This window comes from Marinomonas spartinae, from assembly GCF_016461715.1.
Classification (GTDB): Bacteria; Pseudomonadota; Gammaproteobacteria; order Pseudomonadales; family Marinomonadaceae; genus Marinomonas; species Marinomonas spartinae_A.
This window is the reverse complement of record NZ_JAEMUI010000006.1, coordinates 1-21,299: the sequence shown is the minus strand read 5'-3', so window position 1 is coordinate 21,299 and position 21,299 is coordinate 1. Positions and strand designations below refer to the sequence as shown.

Here is a 21,299-nt window from a genome sequence, read left to right as displayed (position 1 = left end):
TATGGCTGAACCAGACCTAAATCTATTAGTTGCACTTGATGCCCTACTGACAGAAGAGAGTGTTGCGGGTGCCGCAAGGCGGCTTAAACTAAGCCCTTCAGCAATGAGCCGAACCCTGAACAGGCTTCGAGTTGCTACGAAAGACCCATTACTAGTAAGGGCCGGACGTCATATGGTATTAACCCCTTATGCGCAAGAGATACGAAATCGTACCCGTGATACGGTCTTCGAAGCTCGTAATATACTCAATCCCCTTTCATCCCCTCTCAATTTATCGACATTGAAGCGAACCTTTACCATTCGAGCGAATGATGGCTTTATTGAAGCGTTTGCCGCATCACTTATATCGACAGTCGCCGTATCCGCACCACTCGTTCGCTTACGCTTTGCCTCCAAATCAGAGAAAAACGTCAAATATCTTAGAGAGGGGCAAGCGGATCTTGAAATAGGAGTACTAGACGACACAATGGGGCCAGAAATACGCTTACAAGCCCTGTTTAGAGACAGATTTAGTGGTGTGGTCAGAAAAAACCATCCACTCCACAAAACAGACAGCATAACACCTGAACAATATGTATCTTACAGCCATGTCATTGCTTCACGTCGTGGTCTGACAAAAGGCCCTGTGGACAACGCCTTGACGGCATTAGGTCTAGAACGAAACATAGCAGCTATTGTTCCAAGCTTTCCCGCCGTCCTTACGGTTATACAGACTTCAGACCTAGTTGGACTAGTGCCCGACTCATTTTTAAACAATCACAAAAAGCTGAATGGCCATGAAATGAGCGCTTTTCATACCTTTGAACTCCCTGTAAAAACAGACACCATCACCATATCTCAAATGTGGCACCCTCGGCTAGATAAAGATCTCGCTCATCGTTGGTTACGCACATTAGTACTGGATGTTTGTCAGCAAAAAATGCCAAATTAACCTTTCAAAATATCACGTCTGATAAAATGCCTATTGCCATCGCGTTCCTCTTTCATGCTTAGAAAGAAACCCATCAATGTTTTAACCTGAATCATGTTATTCGCATAAAGTGCCGTCAATATCACTCTACTAAACTACACTTTAATGATGAAAGAGATAAGTTAGGCTCATCCACAAGACAGACAACAATAGAGGTCACTTTATCTATGGCTTGGTTTAAAAAAAAACTCTCCACCGCTAATACGTTGCAAGAAAAGGAATCTGGCGTAAAAATTCTACAGTTACGGGCATCAAACCTATCCATTGAATCCTTGTCAGCTTTATCTTTTAGAAAGGAAAATACTCAACTTATTTTGGCCTTTGTATCGTCAAATTTGGACTTTGAAAAAATCGTCCAGTCCATTCAAACTTATACGCCTTTTTGTAGCAAGGTCGTCGCCGTCATGACCTCTGGCGAACTAAACAGTCAGAACAAGCATTTTTATCAAACTACTGAAGGTGCTTGGGATAGCATTGTTTTACAGAGTTTCAGTGAAAGCATTCTGACATCAACCGAAATCAAAACTATTCCGTTGCATTGTGAAGACTTGAAACAAGGAAAAATCACACACGCTAAGCAAGAAAGGATCGACATGATCCAAAAAGAAATTAACCAAGTTTCTTTGAAAATACCGGTCAATTATCAAGATACCGTTGCCATTACCTTTTTTGATGGCTTATCCGCAAGCGAAAACTTCTTTATGCAAGCACTCTACAACAGTGAACGTTTCCCTTGTCACTTTATTGGTGGGTCAGCGGGCGGTAAGTTAGACTTTAAACAGGCGTCGGTTTACGACGGCGCCAAAGTCGCTCACAACGCCAGCGTAGTCATTTTTGCTAAACTGGCCAAAAACATCCGCTATGGCATTCTGAAAACTCATAACTTTCATAAAACAAACAAAGCTTTTTACATCGCAGAGTCTGACCCACAACAACGTACCGTCACCAGTGTTATATCAAAAGAAACGGGTAAAATCGTGAATGTGATCGATCACCTTTGTGAACATTTCAATTGTGCTCCAAAAGAGTTAGAGCAAAAACTGGTTAGCCACTCTTTTGCAGTCGAAATTGGCAACGAGCTATTCATCCGATCCATTGCCAGTATTGATACAGACAACAAGATTCTGCATTTTTTCTGTGATTTAGATTTCGGTGATGAACTCATTTTGGTAGAAGCAAAAAACTTTGCCAATAGCACAAAACAAGCCTTAGATGCATTCCTACAGGGTAAACCAGCCCCCATTGCCATGCTTGCGAATGACTGTATTCTGCGCCGTTTGAACAACGCCAATCAGTTAAAAGAGCTAACGGCCTTTCAAACAATTAAGGCGGCTGGCTTTTCAACCTTTGGTGAGTTGTTAGGCGTACATATGAACCAAACCCTAACAGCTTTATTCTTTTTCCATGTTCCTGAAGGCGGTGCTTTCTCAGATCCGTTGGTAGATAACTTCCCAATATACTACAGCAACTATAAGCAGTTTTTTGTCTTATCTCGACTCAATAGCTTAATGCAAATTAATCGGTTACAAACCCATCTTATTGAGTGCTTGTCGGAATATCGCCCCTTACTGGATAATATTCTTTCAAGCTTTCACACCATTACAGATTATGCACAGCACACCGAAGTAATCATCAATGATGTTAGCGGCGCTTTCCAAAACCTGAAAGAAGACGTCGATACCCAAGAAGAAAAGTTAAGCGTATTAACACAGGATGTGCAACGATTAAAAGAAAGCTCAGACCAAGTGCTAGCCATCCTCAAAGTCATCTCGGGTATTGCAGAGCAAACTAACTTACTTGCGCTTAACGCTGCGATTGAAGCAGCACGAGCTGGCGAAGCTGGCCGGGGCTTTGCCGTAGTCGCAGACGAAGTGCGACAATTATCACAGAATACTCAAAAAAGCTTAGATCAAACAGGTGATACCATTGCCTCGGTAACAGAATCAACCACAACCATAGGCCAAACGGTAGAAGTTATGGAAGAGTTTATGGCTCGTATGAGCCAGAGTGCACAAACCCTAACGGAACAAATCGTCACACTAGGAAATGCGTCTAGCAATACTAGTAAAGACGTAACACAGAGCATTCAAGCCATTACCGAGATGACAAATCGAGTCTCTGAGATAGATAAAGAAGTCAGCGTGATTGAACGCCTTAAATTAGCCAATAATTTATAGTTCATCATCTAGCCCAGTCGCCTGACATCCATAGAAAAAAACACGACCTTTTGTTGATAAGCCTTTTTTTCTCTTGTCAGGCTGGTACTATCTCGGCGAACCTCTCTACCTTCCATTTTGCGCCAGGTTATATCTTGATGAATAACACCACCAGTATTGAAGAATTAAGCGTTTGGACAACACCTATATTTAGCACCCAACTGCCTGACCATGAATATCTAAAGGACGCGCTTCTTGATATCGTCTATCAACAAAAAGCCGCCCAATCCACAGCTATCGAAAGCCTGATCGCACCATCGGCAAAACATGCTCTGCACGAAAGTACACTGGACTTCTTAGAGATACAAGACGCCACCATTATGGAGGTCAAACGCACCTTAGAAGAGCTAATATTAGAAGTGGCCAGTAGCTTAAACCAAGCTTATTGGCCCGAACACACTCAAGCAGAAGCCCATATTATTGAGTCTTGGTATCATGTAACACAAACGGGTGGTTATCATGACACACACTCCCATCCAAACTGCTCTTGGTGCGGAATTTATTATTTAGAGCCGGGTGAGGCCGCTGTGAAAGGCAAGGGAGGAGTCAACCGTTTTTATGATCCAAGAGTCAATGCCGAACACTATTCTGACCCAGGTACGGCCTACTTATCGAATCAAGGGGTATGGGATTTCTTACCAACAGAAGGCCAAGTAGTGGTTTTTCCGTCTTATTTAAAACACTCGGCCCTACCCTATTTTGGAGAGAAAGACCGAGTAGTCATCGCATTTAACAGTGCTATTGATCTGTATTAATTGCAATGGTTCTAGGTAGTCGCCTTCACCCTTGTGCTTCTATAATCACTCATCAGGAGCACAAGTGTAGGTTTGTACCAGACCATTTTTCCCCCAAGACTCCAAGCGCACATCAAACCCCCATAAACGCCTAAAGTGCTTAATCACCTCAACAGTATCATCATTGAGAGGTCGGTCACCATCCATGACATGACGCAATACTAAACTACGATCACCGTTAATGTTCACCTTCTGCACCTGAATATTGGGTTCACGATAACTAAGATTGTATTGCTGCGACAAGCGCTCCCTGAGTTTTTGAAAGCCTTCATCATTGTGGATCTCTTTAATTTCAACAAAAGGATCTAGCACATCGTTTTCCATGCCGAAAAACCGGAAATCACGCATCAACTTAGGCGATAAATATTGCAGAATAAAGCTTTCATCTTTGAAATTACGCATAGCGAAATCCAGCACTTCCAACCAAGGCTTACCAACAATATCCGGAAACCATTCTCTGTCTTCTTGGGTTGGGTTCTCACACATGCGTTTGATGTCAGAATACATGGCAAAACCCAAAGCATAGGGATTAATCCCCGAATAATAAGGCGAGTCAAAGCTTGGTTGATACACCACATTCGTGTGGGATTGCAAAAATTCTAAAATAAACCCATCGTTCACTTTGCCCTTATCGTACAAGGTGTTCATTAAAGTGTAGTGCCAAAATGATGCCCACCCTTCGTTCATCACTTGAGTTTGACGTTGTGGGTAAAAGTACTGTGCCATTTTACGCACAATACGAATCAGCTCTCGCTGCCAAGGGCGCAATAATGGCGCATGCTTCTCTAAGAAATAGAGTAAATTTTCCTGCGGCTCTGAAGGGAAAATACGTTCTTTCTTAGCCGCTTCCTCATCTTTTTCGGCAACAGGAATAGTCCGCCATAAGTCATTTACCTGTTGCTGAAGAATTTGCTCGCGCTCATCTTGGCGAAATTGTTCTTCTTGAGCAGAAAGTGGCACAGGACGCTTATAACGATCCACCCCAAAGTTCATCAAAGCGTGACAGGAATCCAGTGTTAATTCGACTTCTTCCACGCCATATTTCTCTTCACACTCTTGTACGTATTTCTTGGCGAAGACCAAATAATCAATAATCGCCGTCGCATCCGTCCATGTTTTGAATAAGTAATTGCCTTTAAAGAACGAGTTATGACCATAACAAGCATGGGCAATAACCAATGCCTGCATCATCATATTGTTCTCTTCCATCAAATAAGCAATACATGGTGAAGAGTTGATCACAATCTCATAAGCCAAGCCCATGCGGCCACGCTTGTAGTTTTGCTCTACTTCTAGAAATTGCTTTCCGTAGGACCAGTGATGATAACCTAACGGCATGCCAACAGACGCATAGGCATCCATCATCTGTTCAGAGCTGATGATCTCAATTTGATTCGGGTAAGTATCTAGTCCATATTCTCTGGCAATTTTGCCAATCTCTTCATCGTATTTTTGAATCAACTCGAACGACCACTCAGGCCCTTCGGACAAAAACTGACGCTTTTTTTTACTGGCCACTTGACTCATTTTGCCTCCTTTGGAACAAGTCCCGGAAAACAGGATAAATATCGCCAACATCAGTGATATGCCGCATCGAAAAATACCGTGGATGGGCTGCTTGAACCTGCTCGTAGGAATACCACAAACTTTGGTGATCGCGAGGAGTGATCTCAATATAGGTAAAGTATTGAACCTTATCGACAATGTCTTCCTCAAGAATCTTCCGGCAGATCATTGAGTCATCATCCCAGTTATCGCCATCCGAAGCTTGTGCTGCGTATATATTCCAAGAATCAGACGGATAACGCTCTTCAATAATTTTATCCATCAATTTCAAGGCGCTGGAAACAATGGTTCCTCCTGTCTCACGCGAATAAAAGAACTCTTCCTCTGACACTTCTTTAGCACTGGTATGGTGACGAATAAAAATGACGTCGATCTTTTCATAATTACGACGCAAAAATAAATACAGCAAAATAAAAAACCGCTTCGCGATATTTTTAGTCTCCTGTGTCATAGAACCCGATACATCCATCACGCAAAACATAACCGCCTGAGAACTGGGTTTGGGCTCTTTCACATGGTGGTTATAACGTAGATCGTATGTATCCAAAAAGGGTGTACTGCTAATCTTTTGCTCTAATAACGCCTTCTGTTCCTCCAATTCAGCAAGACGATGATCATCCCTAAGCACCGAATCTTGAGCTAATAAACGCGCGATTTCCGCTTCAACCTCCTTAAGCTGACGTCGCGGCCCACCGCTCATCACCATGCGGCGCGCATAGGCATTACGCATAGAACGCACAATATTTAATTTAGAGGGCGTACCATCGCTTACCACACCAGCATGACGTAAGCTAAACTCCTTAATTTCTTTCAGCTCTTTTTTGAGTAAATTAGGTAACGCAAGATCTTCAAAAACATAATCGAGAAACTCTTCTTGAGAAATTTGAAACACAAAATCGTCTTCCCCTTCTCCTGAGTCACTCGCATCCCCATTGCCAGAACCACCACCCGAACCACCTTTTGGTTTAGGTATGCGATCGCCGGTTATAAACTCCTTATTACCAGGGTGGACAATGGAACCTGTTCCACCCTGTCCATGGCCGAAACTGGGCTCATGGATATCTTTTTGAGGAATGGTAATTCGTTCACCACGATCTAAGTCTTTGATGCTCCTTTCATTGACCGCTTCTTCAACGGCTTTTCGAATATGTTCACGATAACGACGTAAAAATCGCTGGCGATTCACGCTGCTCTTATGTTTACCGTTTAGGCGGCGGTCAATTATGTATGACATACCCACCTCCTTTTACTGATCAGACAAAACAACCTAGTCTTACTCATAGACGCTTACTCCATACGCTACTGGGACTTACGTACTCGTAAATACCATTCAGACAGCAAGCGAACTTGTTTTTCGGTATAGCCACGCTCCACCATGCGTTTTACAAATTCATTATGCTTCTTCTTATCTTCACTGGACGATTTCGCACTGAAAGAGATAACAGGAAGCAGGTCTTCCGTGTTAGAGAACATTTTTCGCTCAATCACTACTCGAAGTTTTTCATAGCTTAACCAACTAGGATTTTTACCATTATTATTGGCTTTCGCACGCAAAACGAAATTCACCACCTCATTACGGAAATCTTTAGGGTTACTGATCCCAGCTGGTTTTTCGATTTTTTCTAACTCATCATTGATAGAAGAGCGATCCAAAATATCACCGGTTTCAGGGTCACGATATTCCTGATCTTGAATCCAAAAATCCGCATAGGTTACATAACGATCAAAGATATTCTGTCCATATTCAGAGTACGACTCTAAATATGCTGTCTGAATTTCTTTTCCGATAAATTCCACGTAACGAGGTGCTAAATACTCTTTTAAAATTCGTAGGTATCGATCGTGACGATCCTGATCAAACTGTTCCTGTTCAATTTGTTGTTCAAGTACATACATAAGATGCACTGGGTTAGCTGCGACTTCTGTTGGATCAAAGTTAAACACGCGCGATAAGATCTTAAAGGCAAAACGCGTTGATAAACCGTCCATGCCCTCATTCACGCCTGCGGCATCTTTATACTCTTGAAGTGACTTCGCTTTTGGATCTACATCTTTTAGCGATTCCCCATCATAAATACGCATTTTTGAGAACAAACTGGAGTTTTCTGGTTCTTTCAAGCGAGATAAGACGGAAAACTGGGCGAGCATTTTTAGTGTATCTGGCGCACAAGGCGCGTGATTCAATGAACTGTTCTCTAAAAGCTTCTGATAAATAGAAATTTCTTCTGTCACACGAGTACAATATGGCACTTTAACGGTGTACACACGGTCGATAAAAGCTTCATTAGTTTTATTGTTTTTGAACGTTTGCCACTCGGATTCGTTTGAGTGAGCAAGAATCAGCCCATCAAATGGAATGCCACCAAGCCCCTCTGTTCCATTGTAGTTACCTTCCTGAGTTGCGGTTAACAACGGATGTAATACTTTGATTGGGGCTTTGAACATTTCCACAAATTCCATGATGCCTCGGTTACCCCGACACAAACCGCCAGAATAACTGTAGGCATCGGCATCATTCTGTTCAAAGAATTCAAGCTTACGAATATCCACCTTACCAACTAGGGCTGAAATATCCTGGTTATTTTCATCGCCTGGCTCTGTTTTCGAAATCGCCACTTGATTGAGGGCTGACGGATAAACTTTCACCACACGGAATTCTTCAATATTCCCGTTGAATTCCTTCAGACGTTTGGTGGCCCAAGGAGACATAGACGTTTTTAAATAACGTTTTGGAATGCCATATTCTTCTTCTAAGATGTCGCCATCTTCGGCAATATCAAACAAGGATAAAGGGGACTCAAATACAGGAGAGCCTTTAATCGCATAAAAAGGTACGGATTGCATCAGCTCTTTGAGTTTTTCCGCCAAGGACGATTTTCCCCCACCAACAGGACCTAGGAGATACAGAACTTGTTTCGACTCCTCCAAACCTTGGGAGGCATGGGTCAAAAAAGCTACAATTCTTTCAATCGCCTCTTCCATGCCATAAAAGTGCTCAAACGATGGATAACGTTTGATTAATTTATTCGAAAAAATACGACTCATCCGTGTGTCTTTAGAAGTATCTATAACCTCTGGATCACCAATGGCCATAAGTAAGCGCTCTGCTGGGGACGCATAAGCAGACTTATCTTGTTTACATAAAGTTAGATACTCATCGAGAGACATTTCTTCGTCTTTTTGAGCGTCATAGCGAGATTGGACATGATCAAAAATACTCATTACAGCATCCTCTCAAAATCAGTGTGGCTAGGCTTGTAGCAAAATGACCCTCAAATTTTTTAGCAAAATCACCAGAAAAATTTATCAGGTTCACTCTTTATATTTAGCATAGTCTGGCTGGTACTCAAGCCTATCAACGTAAAATTAAAAAGCTTAGAGCATATGCAATATGCTCAACAAAACAACAAATTAGAAGAATAAGTGACTGAAAAGTAAGCGCTTTAAGGAGTGTATCCACCCTCCTTATAAACAAGAAAAATTCACATTTAGATACAAAAATACTCTTTTTCTGTTCAAAAAACACTCACTCTTTATAGATATATTATTCTTTAAGAAGAAAAATAAAGACTGGTCTCCCTTGCCTTGAGTTACCAATAATTACCACAAGATCTTCATAAGGCATTCACAATCTATTGATATATGTAGTAATTTAGGTGGTAAATTACTAACAAGGTACATAACTTAAGTACATTATCGAAGAAAGACACAGACAGCTTACTTGTCTCGACAATAGCGCCTGCATTGTTCTAGTTCTATGAGCCCATGCAGACTACGAGGCGTGGAAAACGTCTTCCACTCTTTCTTAAGCCTTTTCAACGTCATCAACAGGTAATCATATGATTTTTGATTTTCAGCAAACGAATCCATTAGACCGTTACCATCTCATGACACAGACCGTCACTCCCAGACCCATTGCGTGGATTCTGACCAAGAATGACAACACAACTTATAACTTGGCCCCCTTTTCTTTTTTCTCCGTTATTTCTCCTGATCCTGCTTTACTGGTTGTGTCCATCGGCAACAAATCCGATAGTGTACAGAAAGACACCAAGCGCAATCTCATCCGCGAACAGGAATGTGTCTTGCATATTCCAAGCTTGGAACAGATTCATGCGGTCAATGATAGCGCTGCCACTTTGGAATACGGTGTATCTGAACTGGAGAATGCAGCGTTGAGCCTAACGTCTTTCGCACCATCGTTACCACGTTTAAAAGAAGCCAAAGTAGCCATGTATTGTCGTTTATTCGAGTTGCATAACGTTGGAGACTCTCCCTTTAGTGCGTGCTACCTAGAGATACTCAAGTTGCACGTAGATGATGACATCATCAAGCAAGAAGGGGACCGAAACATTATTAATAACGCACAACTCAACCCAATTAGCCGACTGGGTGGAAGTGATTATGCCGTTCTTGGAAAAACACTGACGATCAAACGCCCCAATTAAGGGCATACAGAATCGAGGTAATAAAATGGATGTGATAAAACACGTAAATACCCTTCCATTTATGGAAGACGTGGACGACGAATTGCGTCAGTCATTAGTAGAATTAGTCAGCGTCAGAACACTCGATGCAGGTGAAATACTCGCGAAACAGTTTGAAATTGGTCAATATCTATACTTTTTACTGGACGGTGAAATCGCCATCTCTATTCCCCTACGGGAACAAGGAAAAGCCTATAATGTGGGGCTAATTAATAGTTTATTTGCCCCTATTGGTTGGTCAGCATTTCGTCAGCCTTCTCGTTATGCCACAACCTTTACTGCGACCAAGTCAACGAGCTTGCTTGCTTGGCCAATTGTTGAGTTGCAAAAATACCTAGACGCGAATACAGACTTTGCTAATCATTTTTTGCAGTTTGTTTATGAAGAGTCATTACCTGTTCTAACGACCATTCAAAACCAGACTCGCCCCTTCTTTTCCAACGAGTCTCTGGCATTTGAAACCACTCGGCCACTGTTGAACCCAGATACCCAAGTACAGTCATTAAAAGATTCCATCGAATTACTCAATTATGCTCAGTTCTGTCAAACCTTCACCCAAGCGGAAATACATGCCTTAGCAAAACACGCCTCCATCATTCTTGCCCATCAAGGTGATATTATCAGCCAACAGGATCAAGCCCCCGATGGGCTATATTTTCTGGTGAAAGGCAAAGCAATTATGAGCTACCAGACTGACAGTGGTGAACTCATTACTACACGCTCTCTTTCTCGCGCGGGTACTGTCTTATCTTGGTGCACACCAAATAGCCGATTACGTAATCGAGCCTCTATTATCTCATCACGGGATAGCAGCATTTTGTACATTCCAAAAGAGGCATTAGCAACCTTGTTTGAGGAATCACCAAAATTTGCCATCAAATATCGATATCGGCTAATTTGGTTGGTTGGTACGCATTTGCTCTCTGCCCGTATGCGCTATTTATCACAAATATCGAATGATGAAGCGTTAGCGGTTAATAATGTCATAGAGCAAAATACGGCCATTCTTCCCGTCAGTTCACCTCTTTACAAAGTGGCCGAATTACTGAAAAGCGTGATCACCACAGACGAAGCGTTTGGTGTGCTGTATAAATGTCTTCACTTTGGCGCGCCCCTAGAACGCACTATTTCAGGCATGTGTTTAGACATACTAAAAGACTTACAACGGGAAAATGCCTTTTATCGTCATTTGCAAACAACCTACGACACCATTAATAGCCTCCCTAAAGAAACACCCGCACTTGATGCGAGACGATTCGGTACTGAGCAATTTAAGCAGGCTTTTAAACAAGTTCCCTACGTCATTAAAGGACTGGAGAACTTACCCAAAAAAGCAGGTAGCCTTTTTATCTACAATCACCTTTTAGGCTCGCAAACCAATCGTCTGCCTAATGGCTTTCGTTTCTCAGTCGATGCGCAATTCATCAGCGCCATGATCATCGATAAAGAGTATGGCATTTCCGGGCAACGAGTTGTTCGCCGCAGCGCTGAAAGTGAATATTGGCGTGATGACTACTACGAACGCTTTGGTAATATTTTTGTGAGTAGTTGGGAAAACTTAGGTAAGAACCCGGCAGAACACGATGCTTTTATCAAAGAGTCTCAAGAGACCCTGCGTCAAAATTTTCCACTGATGATCTCGCCAGAAGGTATGAGTTACTCGACACAAGACTCACCAGGTAAATTCCTGCCTTATGCATTCGAACTGGCCCGCTCGATGGAACAAGATGAACCCTGGATCGTTCCCATTGTCGCGGTCAACTTCGACCAAAGGGCGGATCATAATCTCTATACCGTTATCATCAAACCGGCCTTTAAACTGTCTGATCGAGTGGATTCAGACGACCCTAGCGCCTTGCAGACTTTCTTAGTCGACTATCAGGAAGAGTATCGTGGCTATGTGGCCGAAGCGGTTGAGCTGGCTCGTGAGATTCGACAGTACCCTATATTAAGTGGCCGAAATGGCTACCGCTCAAATGTCATGAGTTTAAATCAGCTGGACGTAGAGTTTGAATCCGATGTCCGTGAACTAGAATTCCGTCTCGCCAGCCGCCACAGCAAAGAACGTCCAGTTGCCTTTTATGGCTCTTCCACTATGCGTTTATGGGAAGACATTGATGACAAGTTAGCCCATAAAGATGCAATCAATCTTGGTTTTGGTGGCGCCACCCTCGAAGCTTGTGTGTATTACTTTGAGCGCATTGTACTACCCTATAATCCACGTTCTTTAGTCGTTTATGCTGGTGACAACGACATTGGCAATCATAAGGACAGCAATAAAGTCATTGAACTCTACATCGATCTTTTGCAGAAAATTGATCAGCACCTACCCGGTATTCCTGTGACCTTAATCAGCATAAAATGCAGTCCAGCACGATCAAGCATGCGAAAAACCATCGAAGCAGCTAATCTTCAAATTGAACGTTTAGCCCAAACCCGACCCAATACACAATATATCGATTTATTTTCCGGTCTAATAGATAAAAATGGCGCCATTAAGGACAACCTGTTTGAAGGAGACAAACTGCACTTAAACAAAAAAGGCTATGCTATTTGGTTAAAAAGCTTATTAGAGCTAGAAGAGTTTATCTTTCCTTAATGGCATTCGGATACCAACAATGATAGAGGCAGAATGCATTGTCATCTCTCTATCATTATTGGGTGGCACATTGGTAGACATTTCACACTCTGTGACTCGTCGTATGTATTGTATTTTGAATGGATGTAATGAAACATGACTGATAATAAATTTCGCCTAGTAACAAGAAGTGACTTCGATGGATTGGTCTGTGCTGTTTTACTGAAATATCTTGATATCATCGATGATATTTTGTTTGTGCATCCCAAAGATATGCAAGATGGCAAAATTGATATCGGCCCCAAAGACATCACAACCAACCTCCCATATGTCCCAGGCTGTCACATCGCCTTCGACCATCATTTGAGCGAAACCGTTCGCAATAAGGGCAACATCAAAAGCCATATTATCGACCCTGAGGCACCTTCTGCTGCCCGTGTTGTCTATGATTACTACGGTGGAAGCCGTAAATTTCTCAATATCTCCAATGAAATGATGGAAGCTGTCGATAAAAGTGACTCAGCTCAGTTTTCCAAGGAAGACATCCTCGATCCTAAACGTTGGGTTTTGTTAAACTTCATTATGGATGCCCGAACAGGCTTAGGACGTTTTCGGAACTTTCGCATTTCAAACTATCAACTGATGATGAAATTGATCGACTATTGTCGTAACCACTCGATCGATGAGATTCTTGCCTTAGAAGATGTCCAAGAAAGAGTCACGATTTACCACGAACATAACGAACTGGCTAAAAAACAAATTCAGCGGTGTTCAACTGTCTACGAGAACCTTGTAGTGTTGGATCTGATAAATGAAGATTTAATATACGCCACTAATCGCTTTGTTATCTATGCCCTATTCCCTGAATGCAATATTTCAATCCATAAAATGTGGGGACTTAAAAAGCAAAATACGGTCTTTGCGGTCGGTAAATCGATTCTCGATCGATCTTCGCAAACAAATATTGGCGAATTATGTTTACGCTATGGTGGTGGCGGTCACTTAAACGCTGGTACTTGTCAGGTAACAAATGATCAAGCAGAACGAGTACTGGGCGAATTGATTGAATCCATTAATCAAGATGGTTAAGGAAAGAGGTGAATAACTCCTTATCATAAGGGCTCTTTCTAAAATGCTTAGCCTCTTACTCGCCCAAAAGCATGCTAAGGGGCTAGCGTAAAAAGACGCTTAACCCCAAGCCAATTAATAAACACCCCATCATACGGTCTACCCAAACTCTATTGCGTTTTAGCCAACGCAATAGAGGGCCTCCTGCCAACAACAAGGCGACTAATAAATACCAAACCGTATCAATGGCGAACACCATCCCCCAAAGCTGCATTTTTAACGCCGCCCCCATATTGCTATTAATATATTGGCTGAACAAAGCGAGAAAAAATAACGCGGCTTTTGGATTCATCAAAGCAATGGCCAATCCATCACGCGCCGATTGCCAGTAGGATACACTTGATACATCATGCTGCTCTTGACTGCCTTGGCCGGCAAAGCGCAAAGCCTTAATCCCTAGCCAAGCAAGATATAAACCACCCAACATCGCCATCACATGAAAAGCAGAGGGGTAATGAATCATTAAAATGGCCAAACCTTGCATGGTGAATAACGCCCATAAACCTATACCAAAACCATGGGCAAGTGCGGCAACCGCACCATGATAGGAGGATTGGGAAAGTGTCACTCTAAGAATAACCGCCAGACTTGGGCCAGGAGAAATCGCTCCCATTACACAAATTGCCGCAAGGGAAAAAAAAGTAGCAGTATCCATATTGTTATTATTTATCCTTTATCAGATAACACAGCATATGAAGGAGAAAGGGGTCAACCCTATGATAGAACGTGAGATTCTTGCAATCGATGTTTCAAAATATGCGTCATGCAAGCGACCGTCAGTGGCCTGGAAAAATAAAACCCTTGTAAATACTGACAACCAAATTCACGCAATAAATCCCATTGTGCCTTGGTTTCAATGCCTTCCGCCACCACTTCCATTGACATGCTATTAGCCAAAGCGATGATGGCTTTGGCCACATCGCGATCATAGAAATCCGTGGTAATGCCATTGATAAAGCTGCGGTCTATTTTTAAGGTATTAGCATTCAATTTCTTTAAATAGCCAAGCGATGTGTAGCCAGAGCCAAAGTCATCTACCGAGGATTTTACCCCCATTTCCAATAAACTGTTTAAAGACAACGTTGCTTGATCTGGGTTCGCCATAATGGCGGTTTCGGTCAGTTCAATTTCAATATAATTCGCAAGGTATGGATACTTTGCTAATATGTCAGCAAACAGCGTAACCAATTCATGACGGCTCGCATGAGTGGCAGAGACATTAATCGAAACAGGTAACAATTCAAAACCTGCTGCTCGCCATTCGGCCTGTTGATGCGCGACTGCACGAATTACCCATCGATCCAACTCGATAATCAAATTGGTTTCTTCGGCAATGGAAATGAATTGATTAGGATAAAGCAGCCCCAATCTCGGATGCTGCCATCGTACTAGGGCCTCTAGTCCACAGTGCTGTCCTGTCTCCGCCTCTACTTTCGGCTGATAATGGAGCTCTAACTCTCCATTTTCAATTCCCTTGCGAAGCTCAGACTCCAAACGCATTCTTTCCGGTGTCACGTCCGTCAGATACTCACTTTGCCAGAAACGGTAGCACCCTTTACCGGCACTTTTCGCCTTATACAAAGAGATATCAGCATAACGCATGGCAGTCACCATATCAGAAGTATGCTTGGGCAACTCGACAACTCCCAAACTGGCACCGACATAGACTGGGTTATTGTCGATCATAAAAACACTAGACAGGGCAATGACAATTTTCTCGCAACGTTGGGCAATTCCATCATAATTCAAATGCCCTGACAGGATTAATACGAACTCATCCCCCCCTTGACGAGCAATCATCAACGCATCAGGAATGCTTTCACGAAGCCGCTCACCAACCAAGGTTAATAAAGCATCACCAGCATGATGACCTAACGAATCATTCACATATTTAAAACGATCTAGGTCCAGATAAATAAGAACTAAGGGTTCTTTCGTAAAAGCCATTGAACGCAATTTTTGGCTTAAAAAACGCTCAAACTGTAGTCGGTTAGGTAGCCTAGTTTGGGAATCAAAATACGCAATCTGATGAAGTTTTTCTTGCGTCTTTTTTGATTCTGTAATGTCGTTAACAATCGCGATAAAGTTAACAATTTTGCCATGGCTGTTTTTGTACGCTTCAAGCGACAACCATAATATTTTGTCTGATAGGTCTGAGCTTGAAAAATACACCTCTCCTGACCAACTACCGTGCTCTATAACATAACTCCACATGCCTGAAATAGACATACTGGCCGTCCAAGCACAGCTTAAGCGCGACATAATGCCTGAAGCAAACTCACTACGTTCTAAGTGGAAAATCTCACAGGCAACATCATTAAAATCAACGATATTACGCTGACGATCCAACAGAATATTACCCTGCAAAGATGACTGAAAGAAGCGTGACGACAATTTTATCCGTTCAGAAGTATGGTAACTATCGGAGACATCCTGCAACACTCCCAATAAACAAGTGCAAGAGTCACTCTGCTTAAACCCCCCACGAATCACAACATGGCGTTCTTCTTCATCCGTTAAATAAAAGGTTGTCTCGATTTTAAAAGACTGCTTATTGGATGCAGCATCACTAAAAAGCTGCATGATCTTAACTTTATCTTGAGGAGGTACTAAGCTGAAAAACGTATTAGCAGAGATTCGCGTCTTATCACATGATATGTCAAGCAAGGTCAATAATTCTGCAGACAATCGAAACTCTTGACGATCGATATCGTATGTCCACGCGCCCATTTTCGCTAACCGATGGGCTAATCTCAAATCGTGAGCAGAAGCTTCTAGCGCTTTTTTATCAAGCTTACGCTCGGTAATATCCGTCATCGTCCATAAACGGCCAATATGATTACCAAGCTGCTCGCTGATACGACATTCATATTCTATATAACGGCCATCTTTTAGTTGGATTTCACCAACCGTGTCTTGGTCATGATGAATTATGGCATTAAAGATGTGTTGGAAAGTATCAAGATCATCAAACGCTGGCCGCATGAATTGTTGCAAGCTGGATGGTGTAATTTCATAACCGTAAGAAGCTGGCAAACGCCACATGCTGGCAAATAATTGATTATAGCGAATACAATTTTCATCGTTCTGCACAATAATAAGCATGGCGTCTTTTGCGGCGTGAAAGGTTGCATCAAACAGTTCTTGACTCATATGAAGGTAATCGCGACCTTGATACAACTCGTTGGAAGCAAGCTCTAAAGAACGTTCTAATAACTGTATATGCTGTTGTTGCTGCTGCATTGATTGAGAAATTTCTTCAATGAAAGAAGCTGTATCAGAATCTAATTCGCGCCCTTTCAAATGTCGTTCCATCAGTGTTTGAAGCATATCCAGCATAGTTTTCTCACACAATTACCCACCGACCAGACACACTTTTTGAGTATTTGGCTCCATGGAAGTCGGAAGGTTTTTTATTTGGGAATAATAGTAACAAGGCCATACTATTTAATAGCTTGGACGAATATTAACCGATTGCCAATGGAATTACTAACAAGTTTAAGCGCTTTTTGACTATTGACCTTTATAAATAAAACAGTCAGCATAGAACGGCATTAATAGAGATAGATTCATAACATGATATTTTTGTTCTTAACTCCAGCAAAAAAACGCAACGGCGATAAACGTAAGGTGAAACCATCTTGTGTCGCTGGCGTGCGGATTTAAGAAAACTTTTCCCCGGCAGCTTCATCGCTGACGGGCCTATGCACTCCTCAGCGACAAGCCTCCGGTTACTTTAGTCAAAATACAAGTAACAATCATTGAGGTAATAGTATGTTTCACGGTGCCATCACCGCATTAATCACCCCTTTTCGTGACGGACAACTTGATGAAGTCGCATTGCGAAATATTGTCCGCTGGCAAATAGACCAAGGTATCAATGGATTAGTTCCTGTCGGTACCACAGGAGAATCTCCCACCCTAAGCGAAGCAGAACATAAACGTGTCATAGAGATCACAGCCGAAGAAACCAATAAAGCGGTGCCCATCCTCGCGGGAGCAGGCTCTAATAATCCGGTGGAAGCGGTTATCTATTCAGACTATGCCTACCGAGCAGGCGCCGATGCCACGTTACATGTTGCAGGTTACTACAATCGTCCAAATCAAGCGGGCTTGTATCAACATTACAAACATGTCCATGACAACAGCCAACTCCCGATCATCATCTATAACATTCCACCGAGAAGTATTGTCGGCGTAGAGGTTAATACGCTCGCCCAGTTAGCCGAATTGCCTCGCATTATTGGTGTCAAAGACTCCACTGGCGACCTCACGCGTCCTATTCGTGAACGCGCGCTCATCCATAAACCTTTTTGCTTCTTAAGTGGCGATGATGTTAACAGCGTCGCCTACAACGTTGGCGGAGGAAATGGCTGTATTTCGGTTTCGTCCAACGTTGCGCCAAAACAAATTGTCGAGCTGCAGCAGCTCTGCGCGGAAGGTAAATTCACCGATGCTATGCATCTACAAGACAAGCTGTTTGCCCTTCACAGTGCATTATTTCTGGAACCCAATCCCGCAGGCGCTAAGTACGCTATGTCATTGCTTGGGTTATGTACCGAAGAGTGCCGTCTGCCGATTACCGCATTACAAGACAGTAGTAAATCGGCGATCCGCCAAGCCATGGAATCACTAGGTTTATTATAAGTTTTATTTATTTTTAAACCATCTGCCAAATAACTTGATGGAAAGACAAGCCAATCGTTTTAATAATTGGCTTGTCTTTTCAGATAAAAATAATTATTTGTCATGTTTTATTGCTACAGTAGAGGCTCTAGATCATCCTTTTTTCTTTTGTCTCTGCACTGGCACAAAAGAAAAAGACACAATCACTCAAAACACTTAAACCTCCAGTCATAGGGAGATATCAATGGCTAAAGTACATTTTGTTGGTGGTGAAAAAGGCGGTGTGGGTAAATCCATGACGGCTCGAGTATTAGCACAATTTTATATTGATAATGAGAAACCTTTTCTAGGTTTTGACTGTGATGCCTCTCATGCTACTTTTTCCCGTTTTTACAGTGATTTCGCTTCTCCCATTATTGTGGGTGAAGAGGACAGCCTAGATGGTATGCTCGCCTCTATCGAAGAATACCCGGAGCGTGATTTAATTGTCGACTTGGCGGCCCAAACAGCCGAGCCGCTAGGAAAGTGGATAGAAGAAACCGATGTTTTTGGTCTACTTGATGAAATGGGCTACCAAGTCTGTCTTTGGCATGTCATGGACGATGGCGTCGATACCATTACCTTACTTGATCAGCTCCTAGAGCGCTACCCACAAGAATCGGTAGACTTTGTCATCGTCCAAAACTATGGTCGAGGTAATGACTTCTCTCGTTTCCAAAAGTCTGACACCTATAAAAAGGCGGTAGAACGCGATGCCTTGATCATTGAGCTCCCCAAGCTACAAACTAAATTAACACAGAAGATCGACTTTAATAACAGCAGTTTCTGGGCTGTCGCCAATGACCGTAGCATCATGAATATTGCCGAACGCCAGCGCATGAAAGTCTGGTTGCGTAATACTTATGAACAACTAAATCAGCTCGGTTAAGCTTTTTATCGTTAAAGCAGAGTAAAGCAATATTCATCAAGCCAAGGCTAATTCCTCTTATGAGTCAGGGCCTTGGCTTTTTTATGGGATTCATAAAAACGCCTCTCTAACACAGTATCTGTGTCAGAGAGGCGCTTGAACGCTAATAATAGCGAATACTTACACTATCATGTTAAGCCGTTTTTGCTTCGGCCTCTTCATGGTACTCAACCTGATGCTCATCATCTTCATCAGGAATAACGGGGGTTTCATAACTAGAGGCGATACCCCAGAAATAGGTGACCAGAGAAATTATCACGAGAATGATGATATCCACGGGCGAACTAATATAGTCTTTACCACCGAAACTACCGACATAGGATAAGATGAAAAGAGCAACATAATAAGCAAGCAACCAAACGGCACGCTTAACATCACCTTGACCTTGATCGTTCTTGGCAAATAAAGCATACCCCACCCACGCTATCATCAACACAGGCAATAGCAATTCATTGACTCCCCAGCTACTCCAGTAAATCAACAAAGTACTTGCGATGAAGGCCAGCGGACTGATAATTGCGAAGGCAGGTAACACAAACGGACGCTTCAAATTAGGAAGACGCTTACGGAAAACCGCCGCACTGACAGGACCAGGCATATAAGTTAATACGTTAGCCGATGTAACCGCTGCAATCAGACCGCCCCAGACTTGGAATTCAGAAGGTAGCGTCCAAGCAATGGCTAGAATCAAAGACAACCATAATGCGCCACGAGGCACACCAGACTTCTTATCCACCTTACCCAGTGACTTAAACAGACGACCATTTTTTGCCCAAGCAAACAAGATACGACTTGCGCCCGCCAAATAAATATTCCCAGTGCCCGCAGGTGAAATAACCGCATCCACAAGAATTAAGTTAATCAACCAAGCAAGTCCTAGTGAGCGAGCCAAATCCGCGTAAGGCGAATTGAAGACATTAGCAAGACCATGCCAACCATGTGCTTTCAATAAATCTGATGGCACGGCTCCCATAAAAGAGAATTGCAACAGAATATAGATAACAAAACTGGCTCCTAACGCCAACATAATGGCAATCGGAATATTTCGCTGTGGGTTCTTCGCCTCACCAGCAAAGTCCACTGCTTGGCGAAAACCAAGGTAGGCGAAAACAATCCCAGCCCCTGTTAACGACGCAAACACACCGTGAATTCCACCTGGGTGGGTTGCAGGAACCTGCAAGTTCGCACTTTTGAAGTAACCAAAAAAGGTGACGATAGCCACCACAGGAACAATGAATTTAATCGCCGTAACAATCGTATTGATACGCCCGAAAACATTCACACTCCAATAGTTTAATGCGAAGAAAAATACCAATAAGAGGATTTGCATAATGAAGCCAAGATCCGTCGGACTGCCGTCAGACTGACCTAACGCAGGCCACCAATACATGGCATATTGACGAACCGCCTCCACTTCAACACCAGCTGTACTGGTATAAGCCAATAACGCACTGATACCAATAACAAAACCAACAAGATTACCATGCGTGAAATTTGGATAACGAACAAATCCACCAGCACGTGGCACACTTGCCCCTAATTCGGCAAACACCAAACCAATAAACAGTACCATAATGGCACCTAACGCCCAGGCGTAGCCAGACCACGCTCCAGCAAAACCGGAGCTTCTTAGTGCGGCATAAAGCCAACCGGAACCGATCATAGAACCGATCCCGAGTAGCGTTAAATCTAACAATCCTAATTTTTTCTTAAGCTTACCATCAGACATAGCTGTTCCCCTACGAAAGCAAAAGGTTGGAAAAGTGAACTATATTATTATTTTTACTTAAAGATGCTTCTTTCTTTAAATAATTAAGTACTGATTTATCACTATTTTCCTAAAATGTGTCAACTATTTGAAAAGGATAGCCTTATTGATTTAAGACAGTGAAACCATACTGGAGGCAAATTAGCAAAAAACCGCCAAGGTAAGCGATGACGAATAAAAAAATTGTTTAACAAAAACA

The 21,299-nt window shown here is 42.6% G+C and carries 14 protein-coding genes; 8 read left to right on the top strand and 6 right to left on the bottom strand.

What is annotated here, in order from left to right; translation table 11 throughout:
• Window position 1: 1 nt before the first annotated feature.
• From JHD45_RS07680 to JHD45_RS07670, 3 genes are all read left to right on the top strand, one after another.
• On the top strand, window positions 2-931 hold the full coding sequence (locus tag JHD45_RS07680; RefSeq protein ID WP_199475935.1) for a LysR family transcriptional regulator: 930 nt from the start codon (window positions 2-4) through the stop codon (window positions 929-931).
• Between the two features lie 206 nt (window positions 932-1,137).
• Complete coding sequence (locus JHD45_RS07675; RefSeq protein ID WP_199475934.1) at window positions 1,138-3,147, top strand: methyl-accepting chemotaxis protein; 2,010 nt, start codon at window positions 1,138-1,140, stop codon at window positions 3,145-3,147.
• A 137-nt stretch (window positions 3,148-3,284) separates the two neighbouring features.
• Window positions 3,285-3,941 carry a TIGR02466 family protein gene (locus JHD45_RS07670; protein ID WP_199475933.1) on the top strand — a complete coding sequence of 219 codons (657 nt, stop codon included), beginning with the start codon at window positions 3,285-3,287 and terminating at the stop codon, window positions 3,939-3,941.
• Between the two features lie 45 nt (window positions 3,942-3,986).
• On the opposite strand, the gene JHD45_RS07665 is transcribed toward JHD45_RS07670, so the two are convergent.
• From JHD45_RS07665 to JHD45_RS07655, 3 genes are all read right to left on the bottom strand, one after another.
• Entirely contained in the window at window positions 3,987-5,507 is a 1,521-nt protein-coding gene (locus JHD45_RS07665) for a SpoVR family protein (protein WP_199475932.1), read from the bottom strand.
• Window positions 5,488-6,780, bottom strand: coding sequence for a YeaH/YhbH family protein (locus JHD45_RS07660; protein WP_199475931.1), 1,293 nt, complete (start codon window positions 6,778-6,780; stop codon window positions 5,488-5,490). Before JHD45_RS07660 ends, JHD45_RS07665 begins: the two co-directional genes overlap by 20 nt.
• Before the next feature lie 65 nt (window positions 6,781-6,845).
• Window positions 6,846-8,768 carry a PrkA family serine protein kinase gene (locus JHD45_RS07655; protein WP_199475930.1) on the bottom strand — a complete coding sequence of 641 codons (1,923 nt, stop codon included), beginning with the start codon at window positions 8,766-8,768 and terminating at the stop codon, window positions 6,846-6,848.
• A 617-nt stretch (window positions 8,769-9,385) separates the two neighbouring features.
• Between JHD45_RS07655 and JHD45_RS07650 the strand changes: the two genes are divergently transcribed.
• From JHD45_RS07650 to JHD45_RS07640, 3 genes are all read left to right on the top strand, one after another.
• Window positions 9,386-9,994 carry a flavin reductase family protein gene (locus JHD45_RS07650; protein WP_199475929.1) on the top strand — a complete coding sequence of 203 codons (609 nt, stop codon included), beginning with the start codon at window positions 9,386-9,388 and terminating at the stop codon, window positions 9,992-9,994.
• A 25-nt stretch (window positions 9,995-10,019) separates the two neighbouring features.
• Complete coding sequence (locus JHD45_RS07645) at window positions 10,020-12,632, top strand: GDSL-type esterase/lipase family protein (protein ID WP_199475928.1); 2,613 nt, start codon at window positions 10,020-10,022, stop codon at window positions 12,630-12,632.
• Between the two features lie 135 nt (window positions 12,633-12,767).
• Window positions 12,768-13,700 carry an exopolyphosphatase gene (locus JHD45_RS07640; RefSeq protein WP_199475927.1) on the top strand — a complete coding sequence of 311 codons (933 nt, stop codon included), beginning with the start codon at window positions 12,768-12,770 and terminating at the stop codon, window positions 13,698-13,700.
• A gap of 82 nt (window positions 13,701-13,782) precedes the next feature.
• On the opposite strand, the gene JHD45_RS07635 is transcribed toward JHD45_RS07640, so the two are convergent.
• A complete protein-coding gene (locus JHD45_RS07635) occupies window positions 13,783-14,394 on the bottom strand; it encodes a LysE family translocator (RefSeq protein WP_199475926.1) in 612 nt (203 codons plus the stop codon).
• A 59-nt stretch (window positions 14,395-14,453) separates the two neighbouring features.
• Window positions 14,454-17,078 (bottom strand): bifunctional diguanylate cyclase/phosphodiesterase, encoded by a 2,625-nt coding sequence (locus JHD45_RS07630; protein ID WP_199475925.1) that lies wholly within the window; start codon window positions 17,076-17,078, stop codon window positions 14,454-14,456.
• 435 nt (window positions 17,079-17,513) lie between these two features.
• On the opposite strand from JHD45_RS07630, the gene dapA reads away from it, so the two are divergent.
• Together dapA and JHD45_RS07620 are read left to right on the top strand one after the other, a co-directional pair.
• Window positions 17,514-18,386, top strand: a complete 873-nt coding sequence (gene dapA / locus JHD45_RS07625) for a 4-hydroxy-tetrahydrodipicolinate synthase (RefSeq protein WP_199475924.1) — start codon at window positions 17,514-17,516, stop codon at window positions 18,384-18,386.
• A gap of 223 nt (window positions 18,387-18,609) precedes the next feature.
• Window positions 18,610-19,293 (top strand): mobilization protein, encoded by a 684-nt coding sequence (locus JHD45_RS07620; RefSeq protein ID WP_199475923.1) that lies wholly within the window; start codon window positions 18,610-18,612, stop codon window positions 19,291-19,293.
• Between the two features lie 172 nt (window positions 19,294-19,465).
• Here the strand turns inward: JHD45_RS07620 and JHD45_RS07615 are convergent, their stop codons facing one another.
• Complete coding sequence (locus tag JHD45_RS07615; protein ID WP_199475922.1) at window positions 19,466-21,061, bottom strand: APC family permease; 1,596 nt, start codon at window positions 21,059-21,061, stop codon at window positions 19,466-19,468.
• Between the last annotated feature and the right edge of the window lie 238 nt (window positions 21,062-21,299).